18 protein-coding genes are annotated in these 18631 nt (G+C 71.2%); 5 read left to right on the top strand and 13 right to left on the bottom strand.

The genetic code is table 11. The features are described from left to right. Nucleotides 1-49: 49 nt before the first annotated feature. The 9 genes from ACIOD2_RS08630 to ACIOD2_RS08670 all read right to left on the bottom strand — a co-directional run bounded on the left by ACIOD2_RS08630 (nucleotide 50) and on the right by ACIOD2_RS08670 (nucleotide 8014). Entirely contained in the window at nucleotides 50-2158 is a 2109-nt protein-coding gene (locus ACIOD2_RS08630) for an MMPL family transporter (RefSeq protein ID WP_400535966.1), read from the bottom strand. 112 nt (nucleotides 2159-2270) lie between these two features. Next, nucleotides 2271-2519: a hypothetical protein gene (locus tag ACIOD2_RS08635; RefSeq protein ID WP_323323775.1), complete on the bottom strand. Its 249-nt coding sequence runs from the start codon at nucleotides 2517-2519 to the stop codon at nucleotides 2271-2273. Then, entirely contained in the window at nucleotides 2516-2860 is a 345-nt protein-coding gene (locus tag ACIOD2_RS08640) for an ArsR/SmtB family transcription factor (RefSeq protein ID WP_400535969.1), read from the bottom strand. The genes ACIOD2_RS08635 and ACIOD2_RS08640 overlap by 4 nt, the downstream gene beginning before the upstream one ends. Before the next feature lie 69 nt (nucleotides 2861-2929). Next, nucleotides 2930-3667: a Long-chain-fatty-acid--CoA ligase gene (locus ACIOD2_RS08645; protein WP_400535972.1), complete on the bottom strand. Its 738-nt coding sequence runs from the start codon at nucleotides 3665-3667 to the stop codon at nucleotides 2930-2932. A gap of 54 nt (nucleotides 3668-3721) precedes the next feature. After that, a complete protein-coding gene (locus ACIOD2_RS08650; RefSeq protein ID WP_400535974.1) occupies nucleotides 3722-4447 on the bottom strand; it encodes a DUF2786 domain-containing protein in 726 nt (241 codons plus the stop codon). Nucleotides 4448-4718: 271 nt separating this feature from the next. After that, the gene (locus ACIOD2_RS08655) at nucleotides 4719-5375 is read right to left on the bottom strand and encodes a response regulator (protein WP_400535977.1); all 657 of its coding nucleotides are present in this window, start codon (nucleotides 5373-5375) and stop codon (nucleotides 4719-4721) included. Then, the gene (locus ACIOD2_RS08660; protein ID WP_400535979.1) at nucleotides 5372-6520 is read right to left on the bottom strand and encodes a sensor histidine kinase; all 1149 of its coding nucleotides are present in this window, start codon (nucleotides 6518-6520) and stop codon (nucleotides 5372-5374) included. The genes ACIOD2_RS08655 and ACIOD2_RS08660 overlap by 4 nt, the downstream gene beginning before the upstream one ends. Nucleotides 6521-6680: 160 nt before the next feature. Continuing rightward, a complete protein-coding gene (locus ACIOD2_RS08665; RefSeq protein ID WP_400535982.1) occupies nucleotides 6681-7238 on the bottom strand; it encodes a TetR/AcrR family transcriptional regulator in 558 nt (185 codons plus the stop codon). Next, a complete protein-coding gene (locus ACIOD2_RS08670; RefSeq protein ID WP_400535985.1) occupies nucleotides 7217-8014 on the bottom strand; it encodes an SGNH/GDSL hydrolase family protein in 798 nt (265 codons plus the stop codon). Before ACIOD2_RS08670 ends, ACIOD2_RS08665 begins: the two co-directional genes overlap by 22 nt. 206 nt (nucleotides 8015-8220) lie before the next feature. Between ACIOD2_RS08670 and ACIOD2_RS08675 the strand changes: the two genes are divergently transcribed. After that, nucleotides 8221-8784 (top strand): hypothetical protein, encoded by a 564-nt coding sequence (locus ACIOD2_RS08675; RefSeq protein ID WP_400535988.1) that lies wholly within the window; start codon nucleotides 8221-8223, stop codon nucleotides 8782-8784. An 89-nt stretch (nucleotides 8785-8873) separates the two neighbouring features. Here ACIOD2_RS08675 and ACIOD2_RS08680 read toward each other — a convergent pair whose 3' ends face one another. Then, nucleotides 8874-10349: a GAF domain-containing protein gene (locus ACIOD2_RS08680; RefSeq protein ID WP_400535991.1), complete on the bottom strand. Its 1476-nt coding sequence runs from the start codon at nucleotides 10347-10349 to the stop codon at nucleotides 8874-8876. Between the two features lie 113 nt (nucleotides 10350-10462). On the opposite strand from ACIOD2_RS08680, the gene adh reads away from it, so the two are divergent. Together adh and ACIOD2_RS08690 are read left to right on the top strand one after the other, a co-directional pair. Then, nucleotides 10463-11986 carry an aldehyde dehydrogenase gene (gene adh / locus ACIOD2_RS08685; protein WP_400535994.1) on the top strand — a complete coding sequence of 508 codons (1524 nt, stop codon included), beginning with the start codon at nucleotides 10463-10465 and terminating at the stop codon, nucleotides 11984-11986. Beyond that, entirely contained in the window at nucleotides 11986-12360 is a 375-nt protein-coding gene (locus ACIOD2_RS08690) for a DUF779 domain-containing protein (RefSeq protein ID WP_323323755.1), read from the top strand. The genes adh and ACIOD2_RS08690 overlap by 1 nt, the downstream gene beginning before the upstream one ends. Here the strand turns inward: ACIOD2_RS08690 and ACIOD2_RS08695 are convergent. Further along, a complete protein-coding gene (locus ACIOD2_RS08695) occupies nucleotides 12329-13705 on the bottom strand; it encodes a M20 family metallopeptidase (RefSeq protein ID WP_400535997.1) in 1377 nt (458 codons plus the stop codon). The genes ACIOD2_RS08690 and ACIOD2_RS08695 overlap by 32 nt on opposite strands. Before the next feature lie 54 nt (nucleotides 13706-13759). Between ACIOD2_RS08695 and ACIOD2_RS08700 the strand changes: the two genes are divergently transcribed. Together ACIOD2_RS08700 and ACIOD2_RS08705 are read left to right on the top strand one after the other, a co-directional pair. Then, nucleotides 13760-14443, top strand: coding sequence for an MOSC domain-containing protein (locus ACIOD2_RS08700; protein WP_400536000.1), 684 nt, complete (start codon nucleotides 13760-13762; stop codon nucleotides 14441-14443). Beyond that, nucleotides 14433-15023 (top strand): TetR/AcrR family transcriptional regulator, encoded by a 591-nt coding sequence (locus tag ACIOD2_RS08705; RefSeq protein ID WP_400536003.1) that lies wholly within the window; start codon nucleotides 14433-14435, stop codon nucleotides 15021-15023. The genes ACIOD2_RS08700 and ACIOD2_RS08705 overlap by 11 nt, the downstream gene beginning before the upstream one ends. A 61-nt stretch (nucleotides 15024-15084) precedes the next feature. Here ACIOD2_RS08705 and ACIOD2_RS08710 read toward each other — a convergent pair whose 3' ends face one another. Continuing rightward, nucleotides 15085-16653, bottom strand: coding sequence for a beta-N-acetylhexosaminidase (locus ACIOD2_RS08710; RefSeq protein WP_400536005.1), 1569 nt, complete (start codon nucleotides 16651-16653; stop codon nucleotides 15085-15087). A gap of 67 nt (nucleotides 16654-16720) precedes the next feature. Next, a complete protein-coding gene (locus tag ACIOD2_RS08715) occupies nucleotides 16721-18598 on the bottom strand; it encodes a propionyl-CoA synthetase (RefSeq protein ID WP_400536007.1) in 1878 nt (625 codons plus the stop codon). Nucleotides 18599-18631 lie beyond the last annotated feature (33 nt).

Raw genomic sequence — 18631 nt, forward strand, 5'->3', positions numbered from 1 at the left:
GTTCACCGCTCCTCCGATCTCCTCCTTTCACGGTGCCGGAGGTGATCTATCAGGACAAGTGAAGAGTTCTGGACTGATCTTTAAGGGTTTCTACAGGTTTCCAGAGGCGGTCGCCGAACAGGGACAGGGCCGCGGGCAGCAGGACACCACGGACGACCGTCGCGTCGAGCAGGATCGCGAAAGCCATGCCCAGGCCCAGCATCTTGTATTCGATCGCCGCGAGGCTCAGGAAGATGCTGAACACGCCCGTCATGATCAACGCCGCGCTCGTCACGACGCCGGAACTGCTCGCCGTGCCTTCGACGATCGCCTCCTGCAGCGTGCTGCCCGCCTGACGGCGTTCGCGGATCCGGCTGAGGATGAAGATGTGGTAGTCCGTGCTCAGGCCGAACAACAGCACGAACAGGAACATCGGCAACCAGCCGAGCACCCCGCCGTAGGGGGTGAAACCCAGTAGTGGCGCGAGAAAGCCGTCCTGGAACACCAGCGTGAGGACGCCGTAGGCCGCGCCGACCGACAGCAGGTTGAGCAGGATCGACACCGCCGGTACCACCACCGACCGGAACACCAGGAGCAGCAGCACGAACGCGAGCAGCAGGATGAACCCGAAGACGTACGGCGCCCGGGCCAGGACCTGCGCGGTGAAGTCGTGCGCCTCGGCGGTCCGGCCCGCGACCGCGAAGTGGACGCCGTCGAGCTGCCCGATCGTCTGGGGCAACAGGGTTTCCCGCAACGCGGTAAGTGTGCGGTCGGCAACCTCGTCGTTCCCGTTGCTGCCGAGCGGGATGCGCACGACGAGCGCGTCGCCCACCGGAACCACGATCGCCGGCTTCGGCGTCCGGGCCGTGAGTTCCTCGACCGCCCGGCGGACGGCGGGGGTGTCGACCGGGCCGCGATCACTCCAGACGACGACGTGCGCGGGCATGGTGACGCCTGGGAAGGCGGCCTGGACGCGCGTGGCCGCGTCGATCACCGGGACGCTGCGCGGCAGGCTTTCGGTCGGCGCCGGGTCCTGCAGCCGGATCCCGGCCGCGGGCAGGGCGAGCAGGACCAGCAGCCCGGCGGCGATCCCGGTCCACAACGCCGGACGCCGCGTCACCGTCGAAGCGACGCCGGCCCAGAAACGCGAGCGCGTGCCGCGCTTGCCCAGCAGCGGGATCCGGAGGCGGTCGACGCGGGTACCGAGCAGCGAGAGCGTCGCGGGGAGCACGGTCACCGAAGCCAGCACCGCGAGCCCGACCACGAGGATCGTGCTCACGGTCAGGCCGCGGAGGTTGTCGAGCCCGGTGAACCACAGGCCCGTCACGCACAGCGCGACGGTCAGGCCCGACACGGCGATCACGTGCCCGGACGTCCGCGCGGCGATCCGGATCGACTCGCCGACACCGTGCGCGCGTTCCTCCCGGACGCGGCGCAGGAAGAACAGCGAATAGTCGACGCCGACCGCCATGCCGATCAGCAGGGTCATCGAGGAAGTGGCGCTGTTGACCGGAATCCAGTTGTCCACTGCGGACAGAAGGCCGAACGTCGCCAGCACGGTGGTGCCCGCCAGCAGCACCGGGATCGCCGCCGCGACCAGCGAACCGAAGACCGCCAGCAGGATCAGCAGGGTGAGCGGGAGCGAGCGCGTCTCGGACCGTCCGATGTCCTCCTTGATGCTCTTGTCGACCGCGCCGGACACGCTGAGGTCGCCCGCCTGCGCGAGCCGGGCGTCCGGGTGCCGGGCGGCCACCGCGTCGACGGCGGCGGTCGCCGTCGCGAGGTTGGCCCGGATTTCCGTACCGGTGCCGAGGATCCGGAAGGTGACCAGGCCGGACCGGCCGTCGGCGGAAACCTGGTCCGGATCGTCCAGCGGGCCGCGGATGTCCGCCACCGCGCCGGAGGCCGGCAACGTCGTCATCAGGTCGGCGACGGCCGGGGAATCCTTGGGTACCAGGACGTTCTCCCAGAACGGCTCGCGGGAGTCCTGGCGGTCGAGGGCGGCTTGGCCGGTGCCGGAGTCGCCGGCGGGACTCGAGCGCGCGTCGGTGCCGGGAGCGAACGTGCCGATGACCCAGGCGAGCGCGACGAGCGCCAGCCAGCCGAAGATCGCCGCGGCGCGGTGGCGTGACGACCAGTGCGCGACGCGTTCGACCACGGGCGTGCCTGCAGGCAGCATGAACTAAGGTCCTTCCGTGAAGGAGTGATCCGATGAGAGCTCGCCTTCGGGCGAGTGGGTGCTTCTTCTTCCTGGGCCGCCGAGTTGCCGCTCGGCGGCCCAGGGCCTCAGGTCAGTCGACCTCCTTGAGCACGTGCTCGATGGATCGCAGGCGGTCCTGGACGTCCCGCAGCTGCCGTTCGGTTTCTTCCTGCGTCCGGACGGCTTTCTCGGCCAGCGACCGGAATTCGGCCTCCCGAGCCAATGCGGCCTTGGCGCGCCAGGTCGAGGCCAGCTGCACGATCGCGACCGTGAGCACGACCGTGATCAGGACGAAGACCCCGGTCACGCCGATGATCTCCTGCCACTGGTGCCAGTTCATGTCCGTCCCTCCTCGCCGTCCCCGTGGACGGACTCCGGTGTGGTCAGCGTCGGCACGGCGGCCGCGATCGCCGTCGGTGTCAGCACGACGGAGAACGGGGTGAGCTCGTAGAAGCGCAGCGTCTTGCCGTCTTCGCCCACCTCGAAGCTGGCCGTGACCAGGCCCGCGGCCTCGAGCTTGCGCAGGTGCACCTGCAGCAGCGCGCGGCTGATCCGCAGCTCGCGCGCCAGCTCGCTGACGTAGGCGCGTTCGGCCAGCAGGGCCGCGACGATCCGCAGCCGGTGCGGGTTCGCCAGGGTCCCCAGCAGCCGGACGAGCTCGTCCCCGGTGGGCTCGGTCACGGCGTCCTCCACATGCAAACAAAAGCTAGCAGGTGGCGTCGCGGGGGACCATCAGGGTGATCCCTGAGTTCACATCGGGTGTTCCATCCAGACGTTCGGCTCGACGTAGGTCGCCGTGTCGTAGGCCGTCGTCGCGTAGACCGGGGCGATGCCGCCGGGGATGAAGTTCTCGCCTTCCCGCAGCTTGACGCCGGTCCACTCGCGCCAGTCGGCCAGCGAGCCCGCCAGCGTGACCGCGAACGGGCAGACCTTGACGACCCGGGCGCCCAGGCGCTCGTGGGTGCGCAGCCAGCGGTCGGCCGGCAGGCCGTCCTCGCGGCGGCGGGCCGCGTACTCCGGCATCGGGACGGCCGGCTCCTGCTCCTTGCCGATCGGGCGGACCGACACGATCAGCTTGCGCAGCTCCGTTTCCGCGGCTCGCGCCTTCAACGCCTTGAGCATCGGCGCGGACAGGCCGCTGCCACGCAGGTGCGGCGCGATCACGACTTCCAGCGCGCACAACGCGTTCGGCGCGCGGCCGTCCAGCACGTCCTGGGCGGCCCACTCGATGGCCTGGTCCCAGCCGTGGTCCGGCAGTTCCGCGCGGTTCTCCGCCGGGAAGGCCAGCGGGACCGAGAGGGCGCGGGCGATCGGGACGCCGTCGTCGTCCAGCGCGATCAGGAAGTAACGCGCCCAGTGGCGCAGGAACCGCTCGCCGGTGATCATCCGGCCGCTCGCGCCCTGGTAGATGAACCGGCCGCCGACGTCGCCGAGGTTCAAGGCCGGTTCGAGCAGGTCAGGGCGTCCGGCAAGATCAACCACGCGCATGCGCCCAGTCAAGCGGAAACGATCAACACCGGGATAGCGGCAACCGGGCGACACTCAGCGGACGGGCAGGGCCCGCCGCCGCCGGGTCAACGCGGAGGGATCGAGGTTCGCCTTCGTGCCGGCGTCGTGGCCGTCGAGGTAGCCGCTGCCGGACAGGCGCCGGGGCGCGGCCGAGCGCAGGTCGCCGTACTCCTCGTCGAACCGGTGCTGGACCAGCGCCGAGCGGTCGCGGACCACCAGCTCCGCCGAGCGCGCGCCGGGCGCGGCCGTGCGGACGGCCTCCTCCTCGGCCAGCGAAAGCCGCTCGTGGACGGCGCGCGCGAAGCCGTGCAGCCACGTGCGCCGGTACGCCGCCAGCGACTCGCCGGGGAAGAACCCGCCGGGCCGGACACGGGTCAGCTGGGTGCTCGCCTGCAGCAGGAGGCTGGTGAACAGCAGCTCGACGCGGCCGAGGTCGGACTGGTAGCCGAACACGGTGACGCTCTCGACCCTCTGGCCGACGCGGTGCAGCAGGGTCCGGCAGCGCAACGGGTAGGCGACCGAGGTGAGCAGGCTCGCCTTGTCGCGGCTGTACGGGTCGTTCATCGGGATGGTGAGCGTGCCGATGTCGTCGACGCTCGCGCCGGTCTCCGCGAGCATCGCCTGGTCGATGCCGTACCGGGCGACGAGCTCGGCGGCCTTCGTGTTGTACGCCTCGGCTTCCGCCTCGGTGACCGCCGGGTCCTCGGCCTTGGCCAGGAGCTTGCGGATGCGCTCGAGCTGCGGGTCTGACTCGGACATGGAGAGAGCTTATTCGATCAGGTGTTCGGACGTGTGCACCGGGTGAGCGTGTCGCGGCTCAAGCGCGGCGGGGGCGCGGGTTTGTCGGCAGAGGCCGGGGCCGGGGCGCCAGGGCTTCGCCGTCGGGAAGCGCTGCCGGACGGTCAGCTGCGTGATTCGGGCAAGTCCGTTCGCGAGGGAGGCGCGGACGGTGTGATGAAAACTCCTGGCCGGGGCCGGCGGGAGGGGTTCCGGCCGCCGGGAGGGCGTCACCGGGTGAGCGTGTCGCGGCTCAAGCGCCCGGGCGGACGAGCCCGGTTTCGTAGGCCACCACCACGGCCTGCGCGCGGCTCGAGATGCCGAGCTTGGTCATCAGCCGGTTGAGGTGGGTCTTCACCGTCGCCTCGCTGACGCGCAGCTCGGCCGCGATCCACCCGTTCGGGACGCCGGTGCCGACGAACCGCAGCACCTCGAGCTCGCGTTCGGTCAGCACCGACAGGCGCGTGGTGGGCAGCTGTGGCGGGGTCCGGGTGAAGGCCTCGACGAGCCGCCGGGTGATCGTCGGGCCGAACAGCATGTCGCCGCGGGCGACCGCGTGGATGCCGGCGACCAGCGTCTCCGTCGGGCTGTCCTTGAGGAGGAAACCCGCCGCGCCCGCGCGCAACGCCGTGTAGACGTACTCGTCGAGGTCGAACACGGTCAGCATGAGCACGCTCGGCCGCGGCGGCACGGCCTCGGCGAGGATCCGCTCGGTCGCCTTGACGCCGTCCAGGCCGGGCAGCCGGATGTCCATCAGGATGACGTCCGGCCGCAGCGCCGCCGCCTTCTCGACGGCCTCGAGACCGTCACGCGCTTCGCCCGCGACCTCGATGTCCGGCACCGCGCCGAGCAGCGCGGCGAACCCCGCGCGGACGAGGTCCTGGTCGTCGACCACCAGCACGCTCGTCACTCGGGCTCCTGCGGTTGGGGGACGGGCCGCGGGTACGGCAGCGTCAGCACGACGGCGAACCCGGCCGGGTCACGGGGACCGATCTCGATCACGCCACCGTACATCCGGGCCCGTTCGCGCATGCCGATCAGCCCGTGCCCGCCCGGGTTCGGCGGCTCGGACGACCGGCCGCCGGGGTCGGTGACGCCGAGGACCAGGTGCTCGGTCCCGTAGTCCAGCGTCAGCTCGGCCGAGGGGCCGCCGTGTTTGAGGACGTTGGTCAGCGCTTCCTGCGCGACGCGGAACGCGCACAGCTGCTGGCCGGGCGGCAGCGTCCGGGCCTCGCCGGTGACGCGGAGGTCGACCGCGACCCCGGCCTCGCGGACCCGGGTGGCGAGGATCCCGAGGTCGCCGAGCCCGGGCTGCGGCCGGTACCCCTCGAGCGGGTGCTGCGGCGGGCGAAGGACGCTCAGGAGGCGTCGCAGCTCGTCGAGCGCTTCGGTCGTGGTGCCGGTGATCGTGTCCAGCGCGGTCCGGGCGGTGTCCGGCGCCGAATCGAAGACGTACCGCGCGAGGTTGGCCTGCACCGCGATCACCGAAAGGTGGTGCGAGACGACGTCGTGCAGCTCGTGCGCGATCCGGACGCGCTCCTCCGCGACGGCCAGCTCCGTGTCGTGCTCGGCGTTGCGGATCCGGTGGCTGCGGACGTGGGCGGTGCGCCCGATCGCCGCGACGCCGACCGCGAGCAGCAGCGAGAGCAGGGTGTCGCCGACCGGGGAGACCGGGCTGCCGAACAGCATCGACGTCTCGTACGCGATCAGGCCGAGCACGGTGACGGCGAGCGCGTCGCGGAAGCGGCAGTGCGCCCAGACCGTGTAGGCCGCGACGATGACGGCGAGCTGGCCGAGCTGCGAGCGGAAGCCGAGCGCGTAGAAGACGCCCATCAGGGCCACGCAGGCGATCAGGGCCGGGATCGGGAACCGGCGGCGCAGCGCGAGCGGCAGTGCGCTGACGGCGGCGAGGACGAGCCCGAGCGGACGCGCGTGGGCGCCGAAGGGGTCGCCCAGCTCGGTGGCGCCGGCGAGCTGGTAGGCCGCGACGAGCACCGCGAGCACGGCGTCCACCAGCCGTGGCCGCGCTCGTAGCTCTCCCAGCAACGCCGTCACAAGGGGAAAGTTACCGGTGTACCGCGAAGGTTTACCCCGGCTACGTCGCCGGTTGCTTCCGCTGCGTGGCCGTTCGCCACTACGGTCGGCCACTGACTCGGCGGAGAGGGTGCCCCACCGGGGCCGGGGGAGGTCTCCGGAGCCCCCTCTCCGCCGGGCGTCACCCGAGGTACGCGTCGAGCGTGACGGCCAGCGCCGATTCCGGCGACGGCGCGAAGCTCGCCCCGGCCAGCCCGCCCCAGAGCCACAGCTGCGCGAGGCCGTGCAACGCGGCCCAGAGCGACGCGGCGACCAGCCGCAGGTCGGCACCGGACCGCGCGAGCGGCGTCGGCACCGCCGCCACCAGCACGGCGAAGGTGTCGAACACCGCGCTCGCCGCGGCGGAGAGCGCCGGGTCGGTCGCGTCCACCAGGTCACGGCGGAACATCAGCTCGAACATCGCCGGGTTCGTCAGCGCGAAGTCGACGTAGCTGTGGCAGGCGGCGGTCAGCCGTTCGCGCGGCGACGTCTCCGGCAGCTTGTCGCCGCGGGCGAGCAGCTCGGCGTACCCGCGCGTGGCCACGGCGGAGAGCAGCTCGGCGCGGCCGGAGAAGTGGCGCAGCGGCGCGCCGTGGGATACGCCCGCCGCCCTCGCGATCCCGCGCAGGGTCACCGCGTCGACGCCTTCGCCGGCCAGCAGCTCGGACGCGGTGTCGATCAGGCGTTGCCGGGTGCCCATGCCTCGTCCAGGCTCATCGGGAGTAGATCGGGGCGCTTCGGGAAGAAGCCGTCGCCGGGCTGGCGGCCGACCAGCCGGTTGCGTGTGCGCGTGACGGCGACCGGCAGCACTTCGCGCACCACCCAGTTCAGGTCCGCGCGCCAGCCGCCGCCGGACGGCGCGCCGGGCAGCGGCGCGAGCCAGCCGGGGTCGTGGTCGACGCCGAGCAGGCCGAGGACGTAGGCGGCGAGCCGGTGGTGCCCGTGCGTGGACAGGTGCAGCCGGTCGGCGCCGAAGTAGCGCGAATCGGTGACGGCCTGGTCCGGCCACAGGTCGACCAGCCGCGCGCCGTAGCTGACGGCGGCTTCGCGGATCGCCTCGTTGAGCGCGACGATCCGCGGCCGCATCCGCGCGCCGAGCGGCATCCGGTTCGAGATGTCGCTGAGGGTGAAGGTGACGACGGTGGGCGAGATCTCGGTGCAGGCGCGGATGGCGGCGTCGACCCGGCGGGCGACGGTCCGCGCGTCCCAGCCCCGGCTCATGACGTCGTTGCCGCCGCCGAAGAGCGCGATCAGGTCGGGTTCGAGCCTGGTCGCGGCGGGGACCTGCTCGGGCACGATCTGGTCGAGCCGCCGCCCGCGCACGGCGAGGTTCGCGTACTGGAAGCTCGGGTCCTCCTCGGCCAGCCGCGTGGCGACGAAGTCCGCCCAGCCGCGGTACTGGTGCCGCCCGGGGTACGGGTCGTCGAGACCCTCGGCGCAGCTGTCGCCGAGGACGACGAAACGGTGGTAGCTCATTCCCGATCTCCGTAACCCGTGGTTCACCTTGTGGACACTGTCTATCAAACTCCTGTAGACGCTGTCTACATCGGGGTGGCCGAGACGTGATCGTGATCCGAAGCGGGAACCCGGGCGCGGATCACGCGTCTTCTGGAGCGTTGGGGAGTTGAAGCCGGGCCATTCTCGCCCGAGCTCATTCAGGGTATTCACGAGGGGGATTCACCATGCGCGAAATCGCTGCCATTGCCGGAATCGCGGCCGGGGTCGCACTGCTCTTCCCGGCGGTCGCTTCGGCCGGGACCGCCGAGCAGAGCCTGTCGGTCAAGGTGTCCGGCACCAGCGTCACGCTGCACGGCACTTGTGTGGGGGAAAACGTTCATGCGGAAGGGAACTACGGCGTGCGCAACGGGCACGAGCCGATCGAAGCCGGTGTCATGAAGGCCGACGGTCACCGGCAGGTGATCACGTTCGAGCACATCAAGCCGGGCAAGTACATCGCTTTCATGTCCTGCGCGGATCAGCCGAGTGGAGAGTCGACGATCGTCGATTTCACCATTTCTTCCGGAAAGCCGACGTCGACGCCGACAGCGAAGCCGAAGCCGGAAACCACGACTGCCGCACCGGCCGCACCGCAGGTCGTCAAGACGCCTGCGGGGGCGCCGCAGACCGGCGGCGGGCCGGCTGACGACGGGTCCGGTCCCGGTGTGCTCGCCGTCGGCGGTTCGGCGGCCGGGCTGGCCGCGGCGGCGGGCGCCGGGTTCTGGTTCGTGCGGCGCAGGCGCGCCTGAGCGGGGGGATCCGGCGAGGTCGTGAGGGGCGGCCTCGCCGGATCAGGCCGTGCGGGCCAGGCGTCGGGACGCTTGTCCCGTGAACTGGGTCAGAGCAAGCGGGCGCGGTGGGCCGAGACCGCCGCGCGGCGGGGGTCCGCGGCCGGGAGCAGCTTCAGCAGCGTGTCCAGGACCTCGAAGTCGTCGGCGCCGCAGGCCGTCTCCCAGAAGGACCACAGGACCGCCGGGTCGGTGCTGTTCAGCGCCACCTGGCGGACCTGGGCGGTGAGCGTCTCGCGCTCCTCGCGGATCGCCGGGGCCTCGGACTCCGGCAGCAGCGGGCCGCGGAACGCCCGCAGGACGTCGGACGGGGAACCGGCGCGCAACGCCGAACGGGCCCGGACGAAGTCCGCGTCCACTTCGGCCGCCAAGCGGTACGGGCGGGTCTGCACCACCGACGCGCCCAGCTGGGAGCGCAGGCGGTGGATCTCCGCGCGGACCGTCACCGGGTTGCCCGTCTCGCCGTAGAGCTGCAGGGCCAGCCGTTCCGCCGAGAGTCCGTTCGGGTGCAACGCCAGCAGCGTCAGGATCTCCGCGTGGCGCAAGGTGAACGGCACGTCCCGACCGTCCACTGTGGTCAATCCGGCGCCGTCGGCCAGGTATTCGAGGCGCAGCCGGGGGCGGTGGCCGCCGCTGCCGCCGGACCGCAGCCGGAGGAGGTAACCCTCGGTCAGCGGTTCCACCGTCGCGAGGCGGCCGTCGGGGAGGGCGACGGTGCCGCCGCCGCGCCGGACGTCCACCGTGGCCGGCAGCAGGCACGCCTGCGCCGCCAGCACCCGCCCGCCCGCCGAAAGCAGGGCGCCGGGACGGCCGCGCAGGGCCTCCAGGTGGGGCATGTTGACGCGCCGCAGCCGTTCGTCGCGGACCGCGAGCTGGGCGCGCAGCTGCCCTTCGGCGAGCTGGGCCGTCGCCGTGACCAGGGACAACATCGCCGGGTGGACCGTGCGCAGCGGGCCGCTGACGTCGATCGAGCCGAGCAGTACGCCGGTCTCGGGGTCGCGCACGGGCGCCGCCGCGCACGTCCACGTGTGGTAACGCCGGACCAGGTGCTCGGCCGAGTAGATCTGCACCGGCTCCCCGGTCGCGAGGGTGGTGCCCATGGCGTTCGTGCCGATCGCCGACTCGCTCCACCGGGTGCCTTCCGACAGGCCGACGTGGTCGGCGCGCACCAGCTGGTTCGCGGCGCCCTCGCGCCACAGGATCAGGCCTTCGGCGTCGGTGACGATCATCACGTGCTCGGCGTCGTCGGCGATGCTCACCAGCATCTGCCGCAGCACCGGCAGCACGGGCGCCAGCGGGTGGGCCTCCCGCAGCGCGGCCAGGTCGTCCGCGTCGTAGACGAACGGGGCCTCGCCCTCGTCCGGGTCGACGTGCGCGGCCAGCGACCGGTCCCAGGACGCCGAGACCACGGAGCGTGGCGGCCGCGGCCCCGGGACGCCGGACAGCACCGCCGCGCGGACGTGCTCGAGCAGCCGCGCGTACGACTCCGGATCGCGCAGCAGTTCCGGCTCGGGCGCCTCTGCCACCTCTCCAGAGTAGAGACCCAGCTCACAGCGCTGCAACGTCCGTGCAACGTTGCCCGGCCTACGTTCGGCGGAGCCAGAGAAGAGCCGTCACTCCGAGCAATGAGGCAGGGAAGATGGTCCAGTACGCCGCACCGAACACCGAAGGCAGCGTCGTCAGCTACGAATCGCGCTACGACCACTACATCGGCGGCGAATACGTGCCGCCCGCCAGCGGCCTGTACTTCGAGAACCCGACTCCCGTCACCGGGAAGACCTTCTGCGAGATCGCCCGCGGTACCGCCCCGGACGTCGAGAAGGCCCTCGACGCGGCCTGGGGTGCGGCACCGGCCTGGGGCAAGACCTCGGTCGAGGAACGCGCCGGCATCCTGCTCAAGATCGCCGACCGGATGGAGCAGAACCTCGAGAAGATCGCGGTCGCCGAGGCGTGGGAGAACGGCAAGGCCGTCCGCGAGACGCTCGCCGCCGACATCCCGCTGGCCATCGACCACTTCCGCTACTTCGCCGGCGCGCTGCGCGCCCAGGAGGGCGGCATCTCGCAGATCGACGAGAACACCGTCGCCTACCACTTCCACGAGCCGCTCGGCGTGGTCGGCCAGATCATCCCGTGGAACTTCCCGATCCTGATGGCGGTCTGGAAGCTCGCCCCGGCGCTGGCCGCGGGCAACGCGATCGTGCTCAAGCCGGCCGAGCAGACCCCGGCGTCGATCCACCTGCTGATGTCGATCATCGGCGACCTGATCCCGCCGGGTGTGCTGAACATCGTCAACGGCTTCGGCGTCGAAGCCGGCAAGCCGCTGGCCTCCAGCAACCGCGTCCGCAAGGTGGCCTTCACCGGTGAGACGACGACCGGGCGGCTGATCCTGCAGTACGCCAGCGAGAACATCATCCCGGTGACCGTCGAGCTGGGCGGCAAGAGCCCGAACATCTTCTTCGACGACGTCGCCGCGCAGAACGACGCCTTCTACAACAAGGCGCAGGAGGGCTTCACGCTCTTCGCGCTGAACCAGGGCGAGGTCTGCACCTGCCCGTCGCGCGCGCTGATCCAGAGCGGCATCTACGACAAGTTCATGGGCGACGCCGTCGAGCGCGTCCGCAAGATCAAGCAGGGCCACCCGCTCGACACGGACACGATGATCGGCGCGCAGGCGTCCAACGACCAGCTCGAGAAGATCCTGTCCTACATCGACATCGGCAAGCAGGAAGGCGCCGAGATCCTGATCGGCGGCGGCCGCAGCGACCTCGGCGGCGACCTGTCCGGCGGTTACTACGTCGAGCCGACGGTGTTCGCCGGTGACAACAAGATGCGGATCTTCCAGGAGGAGATCTTCGGCCCGGTCGTGTCGGTGACGAAGTTCGCCGACTACGACGACGCCATGAAGATCGCCAACGACACGCTCTACGGCCTCGGTGCCGGTGTCTGGTCCCGCGACGGCAACACCGCCTACCGGGCCGGCCGCGACATCCAGGCGGGTCGCGTGTGGGTGAACAACTACCACGCCTACCCGGCCCACGCGGCCTTCGGCGGCTACAAGGCGTCCGGCATCGGGCGGGAGAACCACAAGATGATGCTGGACCACTACCAGCAGACGAAGAACATGCTGGTCTCCTACTCCGACCAGGCCCTCGGGTTCTTCTGATGGACACCCCCCGGCGGGTGGACCTGACCGAGGAATCGGCCGACCTGCTGCGCAAGCTGGTCGCCCTCCACGGTCAGGTGATGTTCCACCAGTCCGGCGGCTGCTGCGACGGGAGCGCGCCGATGTGCTACCCGGTCGGCGAGTTCAAGACCGGTCAGTCCGACGTGCACCTCGGCGACCTGGTCGTCGACGGCATCGACGACGTGCCGGTCTGGATGTCCGGGCCGCAGTTCGAGTACTGGAAGCACACCCACCTGACGATCGACGTCGTCCCCGGCCGCGGGAGCGGGTTTTCCCTGGAGGCGCCCGAAGGCGTGCGCTTCCTGATCCGCTCCCGCCTGTTCAGCGACGAAGAGTCGGCGGCGCTGAACTGAAGGCACTGAACAACGCCGTGGCGAGCACCAGCCCCTCCCGGGCGACCGGGGCGAGCAGGTGCTCGTCCGGCGCGTGCTGCAGGCACCCCGGGTAGGAGTGCGGCAGCCACAGGGTCGCCAGGCCGAGGACGTCGGTGAAGACGTGGTTGGGCAGGCCGCCGCCGAAGTTCGGCAGGACCGCGACGGGCTTGGCGGCGGCCTCGTCCAGCGCGGCCTTCGCCCAGGCGACCCACGGGTCGTCGACCGGGGTGCGGCTGGCGCGGAAGTCGCCGCCGACGCTCACCCCGACCATCGGGAACCCTTGTGCGGCAAGGTGTTCTGTGACGGCGTCGGGGATCGTCTCGACGTCCGTGCCGGCGACGTACCGCAGTTGCAGGACCGCCCGCGCGCGGCCGGGGATCGCGTTGACCGGCCGGTCGGCGTTGCCCGCGTCGAGCGCGAGGACTTCGAGGGTGTTCCAGCCGTAGAGCCGTTCCGCGGCGGTCAGCCCCGGCGCGCCCCAGCCCTCGTCCGGCACCGGGTCGCCGGGGGTGTTCGCGATCTTGAGGCCGTCCAGCGCCGCGCGGACGTTGTCCGGCAGCTCCGGCGGCAGCAGCTCGGGCACCTGGACGCGGCCGTGGCCGTCGACCAGGCTCGCGATCGCCCCGGTGAGCGTGGTGGCCGGGTTGCGCAGGACCCCGCCCCAGTTCCCGGAGTGGTAGGCGTCCGGGCGCAGGTCGACGTCGAGGGTGAACCGGATGGCGCCCCGCGCGCCGAGGAACAACGTCGGTGTCGCCGCGTCCAGGCGCGGGCCGTCGGAGGCGATGAGGACGTCGGCGTTCAGGAGGTCTTTTTCCTGTTCGGCGAACTCGGTGAGGCCGGGTGAGCCGATCTCCTCGCCGGTCTCGAAGAGGAACTTCAGGTTGAAGCCGAGTCTTCCCCGGTCGGCCAGCAGGAGCCGCAACGCCGTCAGGTTGATCAGGTGCTGGCCCTTGTTGTCCGCGGTGCCGCGGCCGTACCAGCGGTCGTCCTCGGCGGTCAGCGTCCACGGGCCGCGGCCTTCACCCCACTCGCCGGCCTCTCCGACGACGTCGGCGTGGCCGTAGCAGAGCAGCGTCGGCAGGCCGGGGTCCTCGACGCGGACGCCGACCAGGAACGGGCCGCCGGCCGGGTCCGGGTTGGCGTGCTGCGTGACCTCGCAGCCCAACGCCGTGAGTGCGGGTGTGAGGACGTCGTCGAGGTAGGCCTGGATGGCGACGCGGCCCTCGGGGGCGTCGCTCACCGTGGGGTAGGCGACGAGCGCGGCCAGTTCGGCGAAGAAGGCGCCGGAGTCGACGTGGGCGCGGGCCTGGTCGAGCAGTTCCATGACCGTCAGCCTAGAGGCAGAAAACAACACGAACGGTCGTGCTACCTTCGAGGTATGAACGTCGACAGCGTCTACGTGGGCGAACCGAGTGTGCTGGGGTACCGGCGCGAGCTGCCCGTGCTGAGCGGGATCACCAAGGCGCTGGTCACGGCGCCGGAGCTGAAGCTCACCGAGCTGAACCTCGACGGCGACCGGCAGGCCGACCTCGCCGTGCACGGCGGGCCCGACAAGGCGGTCTACGTCTACCCGGCCGAGCACTACGCGGCCTGGCGCGAGGACGGTTTCGAGGTGTCGACGGCCGACTTCGGCGAGAACATCTCCCTGTCCGGGCTCACCGAGGACGACGTGCGGATCGGGGACGTCTGGGCCTGGGGTGACGCGCTCGTGCAGGTCTCCCAGCCGCGGTCACCGTGCTTCAAGCTCGCGATGAAGACGGGCCGCAAGGACATCACCCCGGCGATGATCGACACGGGGCGTTCCGGGTGGTACCTGCGGGTGCTGCGGACCGGCATCGTGCCGACGTCGGGCGCGGTCGAGCTGGTCGAGCGCGCGGACGCGCCGACGGTCGCCGAGGTGTACGTCATCACGTTCGCGAACTACGGGCAGCTGCCACCGGAGCACGTCGGGGCCGCGCTGGAGTTCGCCGACCGCGTGCTGGCGACGCCCGCGCTGGCCGAGCAGTGGAGCTACGGGATCCAGTCCACTGTGGACCGCTGGCGGGCGCGGCATGCCGGTTGACGGGCGGCTGGCCCGCGGCGACGCGACCCGCCGCCTGGTGCTCCGGCGCGCGGTGGACGTCGCGTCGGTCGACGGCCTGGACGGGCTGTCCCTCGGCCGGCTGGCCACCGAGCTGGAGCTGAGCAAGAGCGGCGTGTTCGCGCTGTTCGGCTCCAAGGAGGACCTGCAGCTCGCGACGGTCGAAGCGGCGTTCGAGATCTTCCGCTCGCACGTCGTGACACCGGCTGCGGAGGTGCCGCCGGGGCTGCCGCGGCTGCGGGCGATCTGCGAGAACTGGCTGGACTACTCGGAGAAGCGCGTCTTCCCGGGTGGTTGCTTCTTCTTCAACGTCGGCGCGGAGTTCGACGCGCGCCCGGGCCGGGTCCACGACGCGGTGGCGGCGGCGAACGGTTCGTTCGCGACCTTCATCCGCTCGACGGCGCTGGACGCGGTGACCCTGGGCCACGTCGACACGGACCCCGAAGTCCTGGCCTTCGAACTGCACGCGCTGGGCCGCGCGGCGAACGCGGACTCCGTCCTCACGGGCACCACCACCCCCTACGCCGTGGCCCGCCGCGCCATCCACGCCCACCTGGGGTAAAGCCGTGAATGGCCCATTGAGGGACTTAGAGTCCCTCAATGGGCCATTCACGGACTTGGAGCTACTTCCAGTCGACCTGGGGGCTGCGGTAGAAGTTGATGCCTTGGAGGGTCCAGCGGGGGGACTGTTTTGCCAGGCGGAGGCGGTAGGCGTCCCAGTTGTGCGTGGACTTCGGGGACCAGCCGATCTCCGCGATGCCCGGCAGGCGCGGGAACGCCATGTACTCGATGTCGTCGCTCGTGCGGATGGTCTCCGTCCACAGTGGAGCTTCGACGCCCGCGACCTGGCTCTCGCCGACGCCGTCCACCAGCGAGGCCGGGTCCCAGTTGTAGCCGTCCTTCACCTCGACCAGCGCCGCCCAGTCCTGGCCCAGCGGGGTCGACTCGTCGTACTTCATGTCCAGGTAGGCGTAGTTCGCCGGCGACATCAGGATCTTGTTGCCCCGGGCCGCCGCGGCCGCGACGGACGCGTCCTCGCCGCCGAAGTCCCAGTACTGCGGGATCGCCGACACCGGCGGGGTGCCCTTGGCGATCTCGTGCCAGCCGGTGATCTTCTTGCCGTACTTCGCGACGATCGGCTGCACCTTCTGCTGGAAGGTCACGTAGTCGGCGGGCGGGGTCGCGTGGGCCTCGTCGCCGCCGATGTGGATGTACTGGCCCGGCGTGATGGCCGACAGCTCGCGCACGACGTCGTCGACGAACTTGTACGTGATCGGCGACGAGATGCACAGCGAGCTGTAGCCGACCTCGGTGTCGGTGCGCACCGGGACGGCCTTGCCGTCGCAGTTCAGCTCCGCGTAGGTCGACTGCGCCGCGTTCGTGTGGCCCGGCATGTCGATCTCCGGGATCACCGTGATGTGCCGCGAAGCGGCGTACGCGACGATGTCCTTGTACTGCTTCTGCGTGTAGTAGCCGCCCGGGTCGCCGTACGCGGCCGTCTTGCCGCCGACGGTCGCCAGCTTCGGCCAGCTCTTGATCTCGATGCGCCAGCCCTGGTCGTCGGCCAGGTGCAGGTGCAGCGTGTTGAGCTTGTACTGGGCGATCTGGTCGATGTACAGCTTGACCTGGTCCGGCTGGAAGAAGTGCCGCGCGACGTCGAGCATCGCGCCACGCTCGCCGAAGCGCGGGTAGTCGAGGATCGTGCCGCCCGCGACGGTCCACGTCCGGTGCTGCACGCGCTTCGCCTCGATCGCCGACGGCAGCAGCTGCCGCAGCGACTGGACGCCCTCGAAGAGGCCGTCCGCGGTGTTGGCACTGAGCTTGACGCCGTCGCGCGCGACCTTCAGCTGGTAACCCTCGGTGCCGATCCGGGCGTCGTGGCCCAGTTCGAGCGAGATCGCGGGCAGGCCCCACGCGCGGGGCACGACCGGCAGCGGGTAGCCGGTGGCCGGGCGCAGCAGGCCGCGCAGGTAGTCCGCGACCTGGCCGGCGCCGCGGTCGGCGCTGATCACGGTGAACGGCGTGAGCCGGAAGTCCGACCGGGGATCGGCCTTCGCCGACACCGGCGCGGGGACGACGTCGGTCACGCTCCGTTCAGGAGCCGCCGGCGTGGCTTCGGCGGTGGCGGCGGGCAGGCCGACTGCCGTCAGACTCACGACAGCCGCGGTCAAGACGGCTCTGGACAAGCGCATCAGGGCACCTCCGGTCGGGGACTCCCTCGCAAAGGTACAGACCAGCCGGTGAATTTGGAACGGTACTTTACGAAGTGCGCAGCGCGGCCCGGATCGCGTCCAGCACGGCGGGGTCCTCGATGGTCGACGGCACGGCCTCGTCGCGGCCGTCGGCGATCGCGCGCATGGTCTTGCGCAGGATCTTCCCGGACCGCGTCTTCGGCAGCGCGTCCACAATGGACACGTCACGGAACGCCGCGACCGGCCCGATGTCCCGGCGCACCAGCGCCACCAGTTCGTCGCGCAGCTGGTCCTCGGGTGTGTCGACGCCCGCCTTCAGCACGACGAACCCGCGTGGCAGCTGCCCCTTGAGCTGGTCGGCGACGCCGATCACGGCGCACTCCGCGACCGCCGGGTGCGAGGCCAGCACCGCCTCCATCGAACCCGTCGAAAGCCGGTGGCCGGCGACGTTGATGACGTCGTCGGTGCGGCCCATGACGAACAGGTAGCCGTCCTCGTCGAGGTACCCGGAGTCGCCGGTCAGGTAGTGGCCGTCGTAGCGGGAGAGGTAGGCCTCGCGGTAGCGCTCGTCGTCACCCCAGAGCGTCGGCAGCGAGCCCGGCGGCAGCGGCAGCTTGACCGTGATGGCGCCCTCGCGCCCCGCGGGCAGCTCGTCGCCGGCCTGGTCGAGGATCCGGACGTCCCAGCCGGGCACGGGCTTGGTCGCCGAACCGGGCTTGACGTCCATCGGCTCCAGGCCGCGGAGGTTGGCCGCGATCGGCCAGCCCGTCTCGGTCTGCCACCAGTGGTCGATCACCGGCGTGCCCAGCTTCTCGTGCGCCCAGTGGTAGGTCTCCGGGTCGAGCCGCTCGCCGGCCATGAAGAGGGTCCGGAACTGCTTGAGGTCGTACTTCTCCAGTTCGCGAGCGTCCGGGTCGACCTTCTTGATGGCCCGCAGCGCGGTCGGCGCGGTGAACAGCGCCTGGACGCCGTGCTCGGCGATGACCCGCCAGAACGCGCCCGCGTCCGGCGTCCCGACCGGCTTGCCCTCGTAGAGCACGGTCGTCGCGCCCGCGAGCAGCGGCGCGTAGACGATGTAGGAGTGCCCGACGACCCAGCCGACGTCGGAGGCGGTCCACCAGACGTCGCCGGCGTGGACGTCGTAGATCGCGTCCATCGACCAGGCCAGCGCCACGGCGTGGCCGCCGGTGTCGCGGACGACGCCCTTGGGCTTCCCGGTCGTCCCGGACGTGTAGAGGATGTAAAGCGGGTCGGTCGCCTTCACCGGCACCGGCTCGGCCGGCGACGCGTTCGCCGCCAGCTCCCGCCAGTCGACGTCCCGCTCGGACAGCTCGGCCGGGGCCTGGTCGCGCTGCAGCACGACGACGTGGTCCGGCTGGTGCTCGGTCAGCTCGAGGGCGGCGTCGATGATCGGCTTGTACTCGACGACACGCGTCGGCTCGATCCCGCAGGACGCGGCCAGGATGACCTTCGGCTTCGCGTCCTCGATCCGGGCCGCGAGCTCCTTCGGCGCGAACCCGCCGAAGACCACCGAGTGCACCGCGCCGATCCGCGCGCAGGCCAGCATCGCGATCACGGCTTCGGGGACCATCGGCAGGTAGACGATCACCCGGTCACCGCGCGTCACCCCCAGGGAACCCAGCGCACCGGCGAACCGCGCGACCTCGTCGCGGAGCTGCTCGTAGGTGAACGTGTGTTGCTGTCCGGTCACGGGGGAGTCCCAGATCAGCGCGTCCTGGCCGCCGCGGCCGGCCTCGACGTGGCGGTCCAGCGCGTTGTAGGACGTGTTCAGCTCGGCGTCCGGGAACCAGCGGTAGAAGGGCGGGTGGGAGTCGTCCAGGGCCCGTTCCGGGGCCTTCGTCCAGCTGATCGTCCTGGCCGCTTCCAGCCAGAACGCCTCCGGCTCGGCCAGGCTCCGCCGGTAGGCCTCGGAGTACGCGCCCATTCCCGCTCCTTCGCGTCGAACGTCCCGCCTGCC

The sequence above is a fragment of the Amycolatopsis sp. NPDC088138 genome (assembly GCF_044741685.1).
In the GTDB taxonomy this organism is placed as follows: domain Bacteria; phylum Actinomycetota; class Actinomycetes; order Mycobacteriales; family Pseudonocardiaceae; genus Amycolatopsis.